Source organism: Streptomyces sp. NPDC003635, from assembly GCF_053587635.1.
The window spans coordinates 15,380-29,926 of record NZ_JBSFOK010000072.1 but is presented as its reverse complement, the minus strand read 5'-3'; the positions used below and the strand labels follow the sequence as shown (position 1 = coordinate 29,926).

The window sequence follows — 14,547 nt, the reverse complement described above, 5'->3', positions numbered from 1 at the left end:
TGGCCTTCACGCCTCACACACTAACTCGTCAGTTTGTTCCAGAGCGAAGCCAGTTGAGGGTGAGCGCTGGTCCGCCCTGGCGGCGAACCGGCTTTACCTGCCCTGCTCCGCAGGAGCTTCGTTTCCTCCCCCGGCTGAAGCCGGGGGTATCCACGAAGGAGAGACTCGATGACCGTCGGACCAGGCGTCGGCATCGGCACCGCGCGTGCCGATGCGGAGAGCGACGCCTCAGTGATCGCGCGGTCCCGGGATGAGCCCGAGGCGTTCGCCGCGCTCTTCGACCGGCACGCCGACGCCGTACACCGCTATGCGGCCCGCCGCCTCGGCGGCGAGGTCGCCGATGACCTCGTGGCGGAGACCTTCACCACCGCGTTCCAGGAGCGGCATCGCTACGACCCGACCCGCGGCGCGGGCGCCGACGCCCGGCCCTGGCTGTTCGGCATAGCGACCAACTTGGTCGGCCGGCACCGGCGGGCTGAGGCCCGCCGGTTCAAGGCCATGGCCCGGGTCCCGGCCCTCACCGACCACGACGAGCCGCTGGCCGACCGGGCCGCGGACCGGGTGGTGGCGCGGGCCCTGCGCCGCGAGCTGGCGGCGGCGCTCGCCTCGCTGCCCGCTCGGCACCGGGACGTCCTGCTGCTGGTGGCCTGGGCGGATCTCAGCTACGAGGAGGCGGCCCAGGCCCTCGGCATCCCCGTGGGCACGGTCAGATCACGGCTGCACCGGGCTCGCAGCAAGCTGCGCGAAGCACTGGGCGGATCCAATCCGACGGCACTGCGAGAGGTATCCGACCATGCATGACGAACTCGAACTCCTGAGGGAGTGGGACGCGGACGCGGCCCCGCTTACCGGTCCGGCCCGGGACCGGGCCCGGCACCGGCTGCTCAACGCGATGGCCCACGCGGACCAGCGCACCGGCACCGGCCTCAATCGCCGCCATGTACTGCGCTTCGCGGCGTCCGCAGTGGTCGCCACGGCGGTCACGGGGACGGCGGCGCTGCTCGGCACGGACGGCTCCGACGAGGGCGGCGCACCGGGCACGAGCACCCCGCGGGTGGAGAACGCCGCCGCGACGGTGCTGCACGGGGCGGCGGCGTGGGAGCGGGAGCAGGAGAAGGAACCGGTGGCGCCGCGCGACGACCAGTTCATCTACTCGAAGCGGATCATCAAGGAGACGGAGCGGAAGACCGGCGAGGTCAAGACCTACACCGACGAGATGTGGGAATCGGTGGACGTCTCCAAGCCCTCCTTGAGCATGGAACTGGGCCGCGAGATGTGGGAAGAGCCCGCGGGGAAGGGCGGCGGGGTGTGGCCACCCCGGAAGTGGAGCGAGCTGAAGAAGCTGCCCCACGACCCGGAGAAGCTCATCTCGGTCATCGTCTCCTCCGGCGGGTCCGACGACCAGTCGATCAGCGATCTCGACAAGCTCCTGCGGTTCGAGGCCTACTGGCTGCTCGGCGAGCTCCTGAAGAACCCTGTGCTGCCCCAGGGGCTGCGCCCCGCGGCGTACGAGGCGCTGGCCCTCGTGCCCGGCGTCAAGACGATCCCGGGGGTCAAGGACTCCGCGGGGCGGCCCGGGGTGGGGATCGCCTACGCCGAGGGCGGATCCCACAAAGGCAAGTACCTGATCTTCGACCCGGCGTCGTACGAGTTCATGGGCTTCCGCGACGAGCGGGTCTCGGCTTCCGGGAAGAAGAAGTACATCCAGCTGTCGCACGTGGTGGACTGGGGGATCGTCGACCGGGTCCGGCAGCGCCCGTAGGCTGCCGTCCCGCGCCCGGGACCGTCAGGGCCGCCGGCACCGATGGTCGCCGGTGGCCCTGAGGTTCGCCTTCGGGAGGTCAGTGGGGAGGAGGCGGCCGATGACCTCGCCGCCCGGCGTCGCGAGTCGGCGCCGAAGTGGAGCGCGGAGTAGGCGAGTTGGCGGTGTTCTGCCGGATCGTGGCCGCCGGGGCCGGAGATGAGCCGAGAGGTCAGGACCGGCGGCTACCAGCGGCCCGGCTCGCTCCCCACGATCGGTTCCGAGGGCTTGCCGTCCACGCCCACGGGCACGTCGCCCGCCAGCATCACGCGGTGCATGGTCCGGGGGTGTTCAAGGTGGGCGTTGTCGCTCGGGGCGAGATGGATGGTGGCGCGGTTGTCCCAGAACGCCACGCTGCCAGGTTCCCAGCGGAAGCGGACCGTGTACTCGGGGCGGACCGCCTGGTCCAGGAGAAGGTCCAGGAAGGCCTGGCTCTCGGCTCGGGAGAGATCGGCGATCTGCTCGACGTAGTAGCCGTTGACGTACAGGATGCGCTCGCCGGTCTCCGGGTGGATCCGTACCAGCGGGTGCAGCGTGGCCACTTGGTGGTCCAGCAGGTGACGGACGTACGCGTCGTCCCCGGGGCGCGGCTGGTAGCCGACGCCCAGGCGGTGCTCGGCGCGCAGGGTGGACACGAACTCCCGGACCGGGGCGGACAGTCCGGCGTAGGCGGCCGCCAGGTTCGACCAGGTCGTGTCACCGCCGTACGGCGGAACCGTCTCGGCGCGCAGGATCGTCGCCGCGGGCGGGTCCACGCGGGCGCCGTGGTCGCAGTGCCAGCCGCGCAGCAGGGTGTGCCGGCGGCGGCGCAGCCACTCGTCGTGGTCCATGCCGAACCGGCCGCCCAGTTCCAGCCGGTCCGCCGTGGTCTCCACCTCCGGAAAGTCCGGCGGGGAAGCCTTGCCGCGGCGGGGCAGCACGACCGGATCACCGAAGCGCCGGGCGAACGCCACATGTTCGGCGTGGCCGAGGTGCTGGTCGCGGAAGAAGACCACCTTCCAGCGCAGCACCGCGGCCCTGATCGCGGCCACCACGGTGTCGTCGAGGCCGGCCGCCAGGTCCACCCCGCTGATCTCCGCGCCGATGTGCCCGGCGGCCGGTCTCACCTCGATCCCGGCGATCCGCTCCGTCCCCTGCGCGGTGGCCTTGTCCGTCGTCATGCGCGCTCCGTCGACTCGTCGGCACCGGCTCCGGTTCATGCCGGTTCCCCCAAGATCGTGACAGCAATCGACGGGCGTGGCGAGACCGGCATCAAGGCGTTGTGCGTCCTGCCTCCGGCCGCATACGGTCCCGATCATGCTGCCTCTGGTGGAAACCGACGAGGATTGGGACGCGGTCGTCCCCGACGAGAGCGTGATGCGCCCCGGAGCGGAGGACCTGTGCGCGCGCCTGGGCCTCACCGGGGCACCGCTGACGCGCTTCCCGGACGGATCGCAGCCGGTCTACGCCGTGGGCGACGACCTCGTCCTCAAGCTGTTCCCCGCCGCGGCCGCCGAGGACGGCGTCGCGGAGGGCCGGGTGCTGTCGTACGTCCAGGGCAAGCTGCCCGTACAGACGCCCAGGGTGCGGGACTTCGGGGCGTACGAGAACGGCTGGCAGTACGTCCTGATGTCCCGCCTGCGGGGCGAGAACCTGGCCGGGACCTGGGCCGGCGCGCCGAGGGCTGACCGGGAACGGCTCGTCGCCGAGGTCGGTGAGGCCCTCGCGGTGCTGCACTCGCTCGCTCCCGAGCCGCTGGAGGATGTCCTCGGCCCCGGCGACTGGGGTACCTTCGTGGACCGGCAGAGCGCGCGGGCGGTGGCCCAGCAGCGGTCCCACGCGCTCCCTGAGAGCTGGCTGGAGCAGATCCCGGACTTCCTCGCCTCGGTCCCGCTCCCCCGCGCCCCGCGCCGGTCCCTCCTGCACACCGAGGTCATGCGGCAGCACTTCCTCGTCGATCCGGAAGGGTGGCGGCTGACCGGGCTCTTCGACTTCGAGCCGGCGATGATCGGCGATCCCGCCTACGACTTCGTGGGCGTCGGCCTGTTCGTCACGGGCGGCGATCCCGACCTGCTGGCCCTGCTCGCCAGAGCCTACGGACGGGCCTTCGAGCCGGCTGTGCTGCTCGCGTACACGCTCTTGCACGTGTACAGCAACCTCCCGTGGTACTTGCGGGAGTTGGGCGCACCCGACCGGCATACCCTGCCCGCGCTCGCCGAGGCGTGGTTCGGCCTCACACCGTGAACTCCCGGATCACCGTGTTCCGGAACACCGCCCCACCGTCGATCGCGAACAGCGCGACCCCGGTGTCGATCAGGTACGGGAACACTTCCGAGGAGTGCACATGACGGCCGTCGTCGACGAACATCTCCACCGACGTACGGTCCACCAGGATCCGCAGCCCGACCCGTCCCGCGGACGGGTCGAAGGGGCTCTTGCTCTCCTGCCAGCGCCCGGACACGTCGGGGTTGCCGGTGTTACGGCGGTTGAGGAAGGCGTAGTCGCCGTATATGCCCGCGTCGATGTGACGGGAGCCGTCGCCGGAGCGGCGCAACTGCACTCCAGCGCCCGCGAGTCGGTCCCAGGTGATCTCGCAGGACAGTTCGTAGGCGGTGCCCCGGTAGTCGAGCACACGGGTGCCGTCGACCTCCAGGTCGCCCAAATTCACCGTCCTCGACACATATCCGTCCAGCGCGGGAATCGGGCGTGAGGCCAGGTAGTAGGGGCCCGACGCGGCACGCTTCAGGGTGACCTCCCGGACGATGGCGTCGGTGCCGTTGAAGCCGTCGGTGTCGATGGTGGGCGTGATGTTGGCGTAGTCCCAGTTGTTCAGCCAGCCGATCGCGTACCGCGCCCGGGGATCCACCGAGCCGTCGGCGCCGTGCTTGTCGAAGGTGACGGCGCCGTACCAGTCCCAACCGTGGTCCAGCCACTGCGGTTCGGCGGCCTCGGGCGCGAAGTCACCGCCGTCGAAGTCGCCGGTCCAGTAGGCGTAGGTGTTCGGCAGCCCGGACCCCTTGCCGTTGGCGCTCACCCCCAGCACCCACCTCGCCGTACCGTCATCGGCGGTGATCCGGAACAGGTCCGGGCACTCCAGGACGCCGATCCCCTCCTTGACGAAGCCCCCGGCGTAGGTCCACTCCCGCAGGTTCGCCGAGTGGTAGAAGCCGACCTTCGTGTGCTCGGCGAGTGCCATCACCCACCTCCCCCGAGCGGCGTCCCAGATCACCTTCGGGTCGCGGAAATCCTTCACCCCGGGGTTCGGCAGCACCGGCTCGTCCCGCCAGGAGGTGAAGGTCAGGCCCCCATCCGTCGAGTAATACAGGTACTGCGCCTGAGAGTTGGCCCCCTCGACCGGTTCCATGGTCGCGAGGACGACGACCGCGCCCGCCCCGAACCCGGCGGTGTTCTCGGTGTCCACCACCGCCGAGCCCGACCACACATCGCCGTTCGGGGTCGTGTCCTTCGGTACGGCGATCCCCCGGTCCCGGAAGGACACCAGATCCGTGCTCGTGGCCAGGCGCCAGGCGGTGCCCGCGGTGGTGCCACCGGCGAAGTAGTCCGGGTTGTACAGGTAGAGGTAGCGGTACTCGCCGTCGATCCAGATCGGGCGCTGGGGGTCGTTCTTCCACTGGTCGGGGACGGTGAAGTGGTACCCGGCGCGGTAACTCACGCACCCGGCGGCCTGCTTGGGTTTCGCCGCCGCCGGTCCGGCGGGCAGCAGCGCGGCCCCCGTCCCCGCGGCCGATCCGGCGAGCAGCGCTCTTCTCGAAAGTCCACGAGAAAGACCACGGGAAAGTCCACTGGAAAGTCCACGCATCAACACACGGTCCCTTCGTCGCGATGGCGGCTCATGTGCACCAGGACTGTGCGACCTAACTCGTTAAAGGTCAAGGGGTGCACGGCCCTTGACAGTCCCGTCACGCGCTCCACATCATCTGGGGCATCACTGCTCGACTAACACGAGTTAGGCCTGTCCGATGACCGACTCGCACCTCACCCGCCGCGCCCTGTTGCGGTACGGCGCCTACGGCGCGGGAGCCGCCGCCCTGGCGGGCACCGCCGCCTCCTGGGACCGGCTCACCGGTGCCGACATCCCCGGCCGCGACGACGGCTCCCTCGTCGTCGCCACCCTCGGCCCCGCCTATGGCCCCGAGGCCATCCGCACGCTCACCGACGGCTTCCGGGAGCTCCACCCCGACATCAAGCTGCGCGTCAACGCCGTGCAGGCGGTCGACTGGTCGGACTTCTTCGCCAAGATCCTCACCCAGATCGCCGCGGGCACCGCTCCGGACCTGGTCTACGTCGCGACCGAAGGCGTCCAGCTGTTCGCGCGGCGTCTCGGTGTCCCGCTGGACCGCTGGGTGAGGCGGGACGCCGAGGAACTGCGCGAGTACTTCGCCGACGTCCATCCCTCGCTGGTGGAGTCGATGATGTACGAGGGGAGCCTGTACCAGCTGCCGGTCGAGTTCAACGCGGCCGACATGTACCTCAACCACCAGGTGCTCCGGCGCGCGGGCGCGGGCTTCCCGGCCCCCGACTGGACCCGCGACGACTTCACCGCGCTGCTGCGGGACATGAAGAGGTCCAGCGGCACGCAGTTCACCCCGTACTTCTGGACCAACCGGCTGTGGGGCGGCGTGGTGCCCTGGCTGTTCGCCAACGGCACCAACCTCCTGGCCGAGTCCAAGGCACCGGGCGGCTCCTGGCTGTGGGACGGCTTCTACCCCGCCGCCGACCGCGCGGGCCGCGGGGGCGGCTTCCGCTGGACGACCCCGCAGGCGACGGACGCCCGCGTGGAGGAGGCGTACGACTATCTCGCCTCCCTCATCCAGGAGGACCTGTGCACCCGCCCCGAGGGCGGCAACGGGCAGAACCTCGTCGGCGTGTTCTCCACCGGCCGGGTCGGTGTCACTCCCGCGGGCGGCTTCTGGGCGGGCGGTCTGCACCTGGCCGGCATGCAGCCGGACGACTACGACGTGCAGTACTTCCCGCGCTGGCGCACCCAGCGCATGCAGTTCGGCGCCGCCGGCTACGCGCTCCTGCGCACCTCGAAGCGGCAGGAGGAGGCCTGGGAGTTCATCAAGTACGCGGCTCGCCGGGACACCCTGACGCGGCTGTTCGAGACCAACCAGACCACCCCGGCGCGCCGCTCGATGCTGACCGCCGACCGTTACCGGGAGACCGGCCCGAACCACTGGCGGGTCTTCTACGACACCCTCGACCGGTTCCCCGACACCGGCCCCATCCCCGCCCCGCCGCAGGTCGCCGAGGTCGAACAGGTACTGCTCAAGCACACCGGCACGGCCCTGTCCTCCCGGCGCTCGGTGGCCCCCGCGCTGCGCCGCATGCAGAACGACCTGGAGAAGGCCATGGAGCGTGAGATATGACGAACACCCGGATCCAGGCCGTACGGCCGCGGCCCGCGGCGCCCGTCGCACCCGCCCCGCGGCCCTCCGCCCGCGACCGGGGCACCCGGCTGCTGGCCGGGCTGTTCCTGGCGCCGACCGTCGTCGGCATCGTGGTCTTCACCGTCGTACCGATCGTGGGATCGATCATCCTGAGCCTGTTCCACTGGAACGTCATCGACGATCCGAGCTTCGCGGGGGCCGCCAACTACCGCGCGGTGTTCGGCGATTCGACCGTGCTCGTCTCCTTCCGCAACACCCTCGTCTTCATGGTGTTCGCGGTCGCGCTGCAACTGCTGATCGCCCTGGTGCTGGCGCTCGCGGTGAACGGGCGGATGCCGGTGTGGCTGCGCTCGGTGTTCCGGTCGGCGTTCTTCTTCCCGCTGGTGCTGTCGGCGGCGTCGATCTCGGTGGTGATGAAGTACCTGTTCAACCAGGACTTCGGGGTCGTGAACTGGCTGCTCGGGCTGATCGGGATCGCCCCGGTGCCCTGGCTGACCTCCGAGAACGCGGCGATGTCGGCGGTCGTCCTGGTCTACGTCTGGCAGCAGTTCGGCTTTTCCTTCCTGCTGTTCGTCGGCGGACTCAACAACATCCCCAAGGAGATCCACGAGGCGGCCTCCCTCGACGGGGCGACCGGGCTGCGCAAGCACCTCACCGTCACGCTGCCGCTTCTCTCCCCCACCCTGCTGGTCGCCTCGGTGGTCGGCATCATCAACGCGCTCCAGGTCTTCGAGCAGCCGTACGTCCTCACCAACGGCGGCCCCGGCGACTCCACCCGCACCGTCGTGATGGTCATCTACGAGAGCGCCTTCGAGCAGCTTCGCTTCGGCGAGGCCTCCGCGGTGGGCGTGCTGCTGTTCGTGCTGATCATGGCGGTGACCGCCCTGCAGTTCCGGCTCAGCCGGCGTTTCGTCCACTACCAGTGAGCCGGTGAGTCCCTTGAGCCAAGCAACCCTGTCCCTGAGTCGTGCCCGGTACTCACTGGCGCCCTGGGCGCGGATCGCCGGTCTGGCGGTGTGCGCGCTGCTGACCCTCGGCCCGGTCATCTGGACCGTCTCCACCTCGCTGCGCACCCCCGCGGAATCCTTCGACCTGCCCCCGAGGATCATCCCGACGAACCCGACGACGGAGTCCTACAGCGGGGTCTTCGAGCAGATCGACGTCTGGTTGCTCGCCCTGAACTCGACCCTGGTGACCGGACTGATCGCGGCCGGCCAGATGATCACCGCCGGGCTCGCCGGGTATGCCTTCGCCCGCCTGGAGTTCCGGTTCAAGAAGCCGCTGTTCGCACTCGTGCTGGCGACGATGATGGTGCCGCTCCAGGTCACCGTCGTGCCGGTGTTCCTCGTCCTGAAGTCGATGAGCCTGACCGACACCCTGCTCGGTCTGATCATCCCGGCCTTCCCGACCGCCTTCGGCACCTTCCTGATGCGCCAGTACTTCCTCGGCATGCCCAAGGACCTCGGCGAGGCGGCGATGCTGGACGGCTGCGGGCCCTGGCGCACCTTCCGCTCGGTCTACGCCCCGCTCGCCACCCCAGGGCTCGCGATCGTCGGCGTGCTGGCCTTCAACTACCACTGGAACGAGTTCTTCCGGCCGCTGATCCTGGAGACCTCGGGCCAGAACTACACCCTGCCGCTGGGGCTCGTCTCGCTCCAGGGCAACCTCGGCACCGGCTCGATCTCGGTCGTGCTCGCCGGTGTCGTCCTGTCCATGATCCCCGCCGTCGCCGTCTTCGTCGTCGGCCAGCGCCCTCTGCGCGAGGGCATCACCTCCGCTGGAGTGAACCGTTGAACCACGACCCCGACGCCCCGCGTTTCCGGGTCCGCCCACCCGCCAACTGGATCAACGACCCGAACGGGCCCTTCCGTTGGCGTGACCGCTACCACCTCTTCTACCAGCACAACCCCGCCGCCCCGGTGCACGCGAACGTCCACTGGGGCCATGTCTCCAGCCCCGACCTCGCCCACTGGGAGCACCACCCGATCGCGCTCACCCCGACGCCCGGCGGCCCCGACGAGGCGGGGTGCTGGTCGGGGTGCGTGGTCGACGACGACGGCGTGCCGACCGCCGTGTACACGGGAATCGACCGGCACCACCAGGGCCTCGGCTCGGTCTGTCTGGCCCGCGCGGTCGTGCCCGACGACGAGACACTGACCGACTGGAAGCCGCTGCCCACCCCTGTGGTGACCGGTCCGCCGCCCGGTCTGGACGTGGTGATGTTCCGCGACCCGTTCGTCTTCCGCCACGCCGGGCGGCGCTGGGCGCTGGTCGGCGCGGGCCACGCCGACGGCACGCCGTCGGTCCTGCTGTACGACTGCGACGACCTCGCCGACTGGCGGTTCGCCGGTGTGCTGCTCGACGGCGACGACCCGGTCGCGACGGACACGTTCGGCGACAAGGCGGTCGGCTGGGAGTGCCCGCAGCTGTTCGCGACGTCGACCGGTGAGTGGGTGCTGGTGGTGTCGCTGTGGGACGGCGATCCGTGCGGCACGGCTTACTTGACGGGCCGTCTGACCGTCGGCGCCGAGGGCGGCTTGCGCATGGAGGCGCGCGGCGGAGGCCGTCTCGATCACGGACGGGACTTCTACGCGCCCGCCGTGCTCCAGGAAGCGGACCGGACCCTGGTGTGGGGCTGGTCGTGGGAGGCGCGGGAGCAGCGCGAGGTCGATCGCGCGGGCTGGGCCGGTGTCCTCACCGCGCCGCGAGTCGTGGACGTCCATCCCGACGGGGCGCTGCAGGTCGTACCCGCTCCGGAGCTGCAACTCCTGCGCGCGGCCCAGCCGTTCGTCACAGCGGCGGAAGGAAGAACGGCGCTGCCGCGGTCGTACGACCTCACCGTCACCGCCCGTACGCCGACGACCGTCAGCCTGCTGCGGTCGGCCTCCGGCGCGGAGCTGACGGTTCACCTGGACCCGGGCGGGGAAACGGTGACGCTGGAGCGCGGTGGCTGGCCGCGGACCGGATCCGGATCCGGGGCACCCCTCGTGGTGCGGGCGCCCGCCCGCGAGGTCCGGGTGCTGGTCGACGGCTCGTTGGTGGAACTGTTCGTCGGCGACCGGGCGACCGTCACCGAGCGGGTCTACCGGCGCCACGACGACGTGCCGGAGCTGGTGGTGACGGGTGCCGGGGCCGCCGTCACGGGGTGGGAGCTGGTCCCACCGACGCGCGGGTGACCACCTCGCAGGCCAGTCGCCGGGTGGTGGCCGGTGGGGTGCGGCCGGTGTCGATGGCGTCGAGCAGGAGGCGCGCGGCGGCCTCGCCCATCGCCCGGTGCGGCAGGGCGACCGTCGTCAGGGGCGGCGCGAGGAAGGCCGCCATGTGCTCCTGGTCGTCGTAGCCGACCACCGAGAGATCGCCGGGGACGGTGATGCCGAGCCGGGTCGCGGCGTGCAGGACGCCCGCCGCGACCCGGTCGTTGTAGCAGAAGACGCCGGTCGGGCGGCGGTCGGCCGGGGCGTCTTCGAGGACGCGCAGCGCGCCCTCGTACCCGCCGGAGATCTCGCCGCCGGTCCGTACGACCCACTCCTTGGGGACGGTGATCCCCTCCGCCCGCAGCGCGTCCCTGAAGCCGCGCAGCCGCTCGACGGACGCGACGTCGTCGAGGCCGCCGATGTGCGCGACCCGGCGGTGTCCCTGGTCCAGCAGCAGCCGGGCCGCCGTACGCCCTCCGGCGCGCTCGGCCGGGACCACGGCGGGCAGTGAGTCGTCCTCGGGCAGGCAGTTGGCCAGCACGGAGTGCGTGCGGTGCAGGCCCTCGGGGACCCGGACCCGGCGCAGGGACATGGCCGCGTAGATGATGCCGTCCACCCGCCGGTCGAGGAGTTCGGCGACCGCCGCGTCCTCCTTGGCCGGGTCGCCTCCGGAGTCCACGGTCAGCACGAGATGGTCGCTGTCCCAGGCGGTCTCCATGGCGCCGCGCAGCAGTCGCCCCGCGAAGGGCGAGGAGGCGATCTCGTCGGTGACCAGGCCGATCACGGCCGTACGGCGACGGCGCAGGCCGCGGGCGACGGGGTCGGGCCGATAGCCGAGCCGGGCGGCGGCCTGCCGGATGCGCTCCTGGGTGGCGGGCGAGAGGTTGCCCTCGGCGCGGCCGTTGAACACGAAGGACACCGCGGTGTGCGAGACCCCGGCGAGCCGCGCGACATCCCGCGACGTGGGCCGGGCGGATCCCGCCGCCTGCCTCTCCTGACCTGCGCCCATGCCGTCCGCCGCCCTCGTCCCGCCCACCGGTTGATCACCCTCACCCTATCCGTGCGCCCGCGTTGGGCACCGGGCCCATGGGGTACCCGGGGCCCGTGAGCGAGCGACTCGACAAGTACCGAGGCAAGCGCGACTTCGCACGGACCCGCGAGCCGACGGGCACGGGTGGCGCCTCCGGCGACTACGGGCGCCGCTTCGTCGTACAGATCCATGACGCGAGCACCCTGCACTTCGACTTCCGCCTCCAGGTGGACGACGTGCTCAAGTCGTGGTCGGTCCCCAAGGGCCCGTCGGACGACCCGCGGGACAAGCGGCTGGCGGTGCCGACCGAGGACCATCCGCTGGAGTACGAGGAGTTCGAGGGCGTGATCGCGCGGGGCGAGTACGGCGGCGGCACGGTGATCGTCTGGGACCACGGCACGTACGAGCCCCTCAGCCATGACCGTGAGGGCCGTCCCGTCGGATTCGGGGAGTCCATCGACCGTGGCCACGCGACCTTCCGCCTCAAGGGCGCGAAGCTGCGCGGGGAGTACGCCCTGACCCGTTTCCGGGACGCGGAATCCGACGGCGGCGAGGCCTGGCTGCTGGTGAAGGCCAAGGACGGGCGGGGTCGAAGGCAGGGCACCCCGGATCCGCGGCGGGCGAGGTCGGCACGGTCCGGCCGTACCCTCGGGCAAGTCGCCGCCGAGGACGGCGGGGAGGGGTGAAGCCCCCCTCGCCCTGCGGGTGCCGCGGGTCCTTCCGCACGGAACCCGGGGCGGCGGTGCCCCTTCCCGTGGTCAGCCCGGCGGAAGGAGCTGTTCCGCCCAGATCGTCTTGCCCCGGCTGGTCTGCCGACTGCCCCAGCGCTGGGTGAGCTGGGCGACCAGCAGCAGTCCGCGGCCGCCCTCGTCGAAGGCGTGGGCCCGGCGCAGATGCGGTGAGGTGGAACTGCCGTCGGAGACCTCGCAGATGAGGCTGTGGTCGCGGATCAGCCGGAGCTGGATGGGCGGTTCGCCGTAGCGGATGGCGTTGGTGACCAGTTCACTGACGACGAGTTCGGTGACGAAGGCCGCTTCCTCCATCCCCCAGGCGGCCAGTTGCTCGGTGGCGGCCTGCCGAGTGCGGGCCACCTCGGCCGGATCCCGGGGAATGTCCCAGGTCGCGACGCGGTCCGCGCCCAGGGCGCGGGTGCGGGCCAGCAGCAGCGCCACGTCGTCGCTGGGCTCCTCCGGCATGACGGCCTTGAGCACGGAGTCGCACAGGGCGTCCAGCGAGTCGGCGGGGGTGGCCAGCGCACGGCACAGTTCGTCCTCGGCGTGGTCGAGGTCGCGGTCGCGTTCCTCGATCAGGCCGTCCGTGTAGAGCGCGACGACCGCTCCCTCGGGCAGCTCCAGTTCGAAGGCCTCGAAGGGCAGTCCGCCGACTCCGAGCGGGGGTCCGGCGGACAGCGGGACGAGCCGGGCGGTGCCGTCGGGGAACAGGACCGCCGGGGGCGGATGACCCGCGGCGGCCATCGTCAGGCGGCGCGAGACGGGATCGTAGACCGAGTAGAGGCAGGTGGCGCCGAGTTCGGCGACCTCGTCGTCATGGCCGTCGGAGGCGAGGTGGGTGACCAGGTCGTCGAGATGGGTGAGCAGTTCGTCGGGCGGCAGGTCCACGTCCGCGAGGGTGCGTACGGCCGTGCAGAGCCGGCCCATGGTCGCCGAGGACGGGATGCCGTGCCCGACCACGTCGCCCACGACCAGGCCGACCCGGCTGCCGGAGAGCGGGATGACGTCGAACCAGTCGCCGCCGATCCCGGCCGGCGATCCCGAGGGCAGATACCGGTGGGCGACGTCCACCACCTGCTGGCCGGGCAGCCCGCGTGGCAGCAGGCTGTGCTGGAGGGCCAGCGCGGTGCTGCGCTCGCGGGCGAAGCGGCGGGCGTTGTCGACGCAGACGGCGCCCCGGCTGGCCAGTTCCTCGGCGAGGACGGTGTCGTCGACGCCGTAGTCCTCCGGATGCGCGATCCGCACCGCCACCATGACGCCCAGGGTGGTGCCGCGGGCCCGCAGCGGCACGGCCATCAGCGAGTGCACGCCGCGGCGGTACGGCCGTCCGGCGGGGGCAGCGGCGTTGCGCTCGGCGATCCAGTCGACGAAGTCGGGCTCGCCGGCCTGGCCGAGCACCGCCCGTCCGGTGTGCAGGGCGCGGGCCGGCGGGGAGTACTCGGGATAGACGTCGGTGCCGCCGAGGCGCACCGCGGCCTCGGGGGTGCCCTCGTGGGCGGAGCCGTGCGCGACGCGGCGCAGCACGACATCGCCCTCCGGCACGGTCGGCATCTCGTCGGCGCCGAGCACCCATTCCAGGAGGTCGACGCTGACGAAGTCGGCGTAGCGGGGGACGAGGAGTTCCACGAGCTCCTCGGCCGTGCGGACCACGTCCAGGGTGGTGCCGATGGAGGCGGCGGCCTCGTTGAGCAGGGCGAGCCGCTGCCGGCCCCAGTACTGGTCGCTGCTGTCCAGAGCCGCGAGCGCGACGGCCGCGACCTCGCCGTCGTCGTCCCGGACCGGCCACATCTCGATGCTCCAGGCGTGGTCCTGGTTGAGGGCGGGCGCGCCCGTGAAGCTCTCGTAGCGGACGGGCCGGCCGGTCCGGGCGACCTGGCGCAGGTTGTCGTGGAACCCGCGGCTGTGCTCGGCGTCCTCGACGGTCTCCGGGAAGGGCCGGCCCAGCAGGGCCTCCTCGGGGACGCCCATCACCCGGCAGGCGGCCTCGTTGAGCCGGAGATAGCGCTGCTGGGTGTCGAAGACGGACATGGACATGGAGGCCTGTTCGAAGGCGCGTGCGGCGAGGGTGGCCTCCGGCCCCTCGAGGTGCCGTTCGGTGGTGACCACGAAGCCCGCGGCGGAGCCGTCGGGGCCGAGCAGCGGACAGGCCGCGACGGTGACGGCCACCGTGCCCTCGGCGCGGTGCCGCAGGACGATCCGCCCGGCCCGCGCGACCAGGGCCGCGGACGGCACCTCCTCGGCGAGCAGCTCGGCCGCCGGACGCCCGACGACCTCCTCGGCCAGGTACCCCGTCAGCGTCCGGGCACCTTCGCTCCACCCCGTCACCGTGCCGTGGGCGTCCAGGGTCGCCGCCGCGGCGAGATGCTCCATAGTGTCCAGAATGGTCCGGTCGGCGCGGCCC

Annotated in this window: 12 protein-coding genes; 8 read left to right on the top strand and 4 right to left on the bottom strand. The window is 71.7% G+C overall.

Annotated features, from left to right (window positions below):
* Window positions 1–168 precede the first annotated feature (168 nt).
* A complete protein-coding gene (locus tag ACWDRW_RS37895; protein ID WP_451732351.1) occupies window positions 169–801 on the top strand; it encodes an RNA polymerase sigma factor in 633 nt (210 codons plus the stop codon).
* Window positions 794–1,762: a CU044_5270 family protein gene (locus ACWDRW_RS37890; RefSeq protein WP_451732348.1), complete on the top strand. Its 969-nt coding sequence runs from the start codon at window positions 794–796 to the stop codon at window positions 1,760–1,762. Before ACWDRW_RS37895 ends, ACWDRW_RS37890 begins: the two co-directional genes overlap by 8 nt.
* Window positions 1,763–1,986: 224 nt before the next feature.
* Here ACWDRW_RS37890 and ACWDRW_RS37885 read toward each other — a convergent pair whose 3' ends face one another.
* Window positions 1,987–2,961, bottom strand: coding sequence for a TauD/TfdA dioxygenase family protein (locus tag ACWDRW_RS37885; protein ID WP_451732346.1), 975 nt, complete (start codon window positions 2,959–2,961; stop codon window positions 1,987–1,989).
* Window positions 2,962–3,097: 136 nt separating this feature from the next.
* Here ACWDRW_RS37885 and ACWDRW_RS37880 point away from each other — a divergent pair, with 136 nt between their 5' ends.
* On the top strand, window positions 3,098–4,024 hold the full coding sequence (locus tag ACWDRW_RS37880) for a phosphotransferase family protein (RefSeq protein ID WP_451732343.1): 927 nt from the start codon (window positions 3,098–3,100) through the stop codon (window positions 4,022–4,024).
* Here the strand turns inward: ACWDRW_RS37880 and ACWDRW_RS37875 are convergent.
* The gene (locus ACWDRW_RS37875; protein ID WP_451732340.1) at window positions 4,014–5,600 is read right to left on the bottom strand and encodes a glycoside hydrolase family 32 protein; all 1,587 of its coding nucleotides are present in this window, start codon (window positions 5,598–5,600) and stop codon (window positions 4,014–4,016) included. The genes ACWDRW_RS37880 and ACWDRW_RS37875 overlap by 11 nt on opposite strands.
* Window positions 5,601–5,760: 160 nt before the next feature.
* On the opposite strand from ACWDRW_RS37875, the gene ACWDRW_RS37870 reads away from it, so the two are divergent.
* From ACWDRW_RS37870 to ACWDRW_RS37855, 4 genes are read left to right on the top strand one after another with little or no spacing between them, the layout of a single operon-like run.
* Entirely contained in the window at window positions 5,761–7,170 is a 1,410-nt protein-coding gene (locus tag ACWDRW_RS37870; RefSeq protein WP_451732338.1) for an extracellular solute-binding protein, read from the top strand.
* Window positions 7,167–8,117, top strand: coding sequence for a carbohydrate ABC transporter permease (locus ACWDRW_RS37865; protein ID WP_451732335.1), 951 nt, complete (start codon window positions 7,167–7,169; stop codon window positions 8,115–8,117). The genes ACWDRW_RS37870 and ACWDRW_RS37865 overlap by 4 nt, the downstream gene beginning before the upstream one ends.
* A 13-nt stretch (window positions 8,118–8,130) precedes the next feature.
* Window positions 8,131–8,985: a carbohydrate ABC transporter permease gene (locus tag ACWDRW_RS37860; RefSeq protein WP_451732333.1), complete on the top strand. Its 855-nt coding sequence runs from the start codon at window positions 8,131–8,133 to the stop codon at window positions 8,983–8,985.
* Complete coding sequence (locus ACWDRW_RS37855) at window positions 8,982–10,367, top strand: glycoside hydrolase family 32 protein (protein ID WP_451732331.1); 1,386 nt, start codon at window positions 8,982–8,984, stop codon at window positions 10,365–10,367. The genes ACWDRW_RS37860 and ACWDRW_RS37855 overlap by 4 nt, the downstream gene beginning before the upstream one ends.
* Here the strand turns inward: ACWDRW_RS37855 and ACWDRW_RS37850 are convergent.
* Entirely contained in the window at window positions 10,330–11,394 is a 1,065-nt protein-coding gene (locus tag ACWDRW_RS37850) for a LacI family DNA-binding transcriptional regulator (protein ID WP_451732360.1), read from the bottom strand. The genes ACWDRW_RS37855 and ACWDRW_RS37850 overlap by 38 nt on opposite strands.
* A gap of 77 nt (window positions 11,395–11,471) precedes the next feature.
* On the opposite strand from ACWDRW_RS37850, the gene ACWDRW_RS37845 reads away from it, so the two are divergent.
* Complete coding sequence (locus tag ACWDRW_RS37845) at window positions 11,472–12,101, top strand: DNA polymerase ligase N-terminal domain-containing protein (protein WP_451732328.1); 630 nt, start codon at window positions 11,472–11,474, stop codon at window positions 12,099–12,101.
* Window positions 12,102–12,173: 72 nt separating this feature from the next.
* Here the strand turns inward: ACWDRW_RS37845 and ACWDRW_RS37840 are convergent, their stop codons facing one another.
* On the bottom strand, window positions 12,174–14,516 hold the full coding sequence (locus ACWDRW_RS37840) for a SpoIIE family protein phosphatase (RefSeq protein ID WP_451732324.1): 2,343 nt from the start codon (window positions 14,514–14,516) through the stop codon (window positions 12,174–12,176).
* Between the last annotated feature and the right edge of the window lie 31 nt (window positions 14,517–14,547).

What these genes read in the sequence shown, in the direction of transcription:
- ACWDRW_RS37895 (WP_451732351.1), top strand. Translation starts at nt 169, where the DNA reads ATGACCGTCGGACCAGGCGTCGGCATCGGCACCGCGCGTGCCGATGCG.
- ACWDRW_RS37890 (WP_451732348.1), top strand. Translation starts at nt 794, where the DNA reads ATGCATGACGAACTCGAACTCCTGAGGGAGTGGGACGCGGACGCGGCC.
- ACWDRW_RS37885 (WP_451732346.1), bottom strand. Translation starts at nt 2,961, where the DNA reads ATGACGACGGACAAGGCCACCGCGCAGGGGACGGAGCGGATCGCCGGG.
- ACWDRW_RS37880 (WP_451732343.1), top strand. Translation starts at nt 3,098, where the DNA reads ATGCTGCCTCTGGTGGAAACCGACGAGGATTGGGACGCGGTCGTCCCC.
- ACWDRW_RS37875 (WP_451732340.1), bottom strand. Translation starts at nt 5,600, where the DNA reads ATGCGTGGACTTTCCAGTGGACTTTCCCGTGGTCTTTCTCGTGGACTT.
- ACWDRW_RS37870 (WP_451732338.1), top strand. Translation starts at nt 5,761, where the DNA reads ATGACCGACTCGCACCTCACCCGCCGCGCCCTGTTGCGGTACGGCGCC.
- ACWDRW_RS37865 (WP_451732335.1), top strand. Translation starts at nt 7,167, where the DNA reads ATGACGAACACCCGGATCCAGGCCGTACGGCCGCGGCCCGCGGCGCCC.
- ACWDRW_RS37850 (WP_451732360.1), bottom strand. Translation starts at nt 11,394, where the DNA reads ATGGGCGCAGGTCAGGAGAGGCAGGCGGCGGGATCCGCCCGGCCCACG.
- ACWDRW_RS37845 (WP_451732328.1), top strand. Translation starts at nt 11,472, where the DNA reads ATGGGGTACCCGGGGCCCGTGAGCGAGCGACTCGACAAGTACCGAGGC.
- ACWDRW_RS37840 (WP_451732324.1), bottom strand. Translation starts at nt 14,516, where the DNA reads ATGGAGCATCTCGCCGCGGCGGCGACCCTGGACGCCCACGGCACGGTG.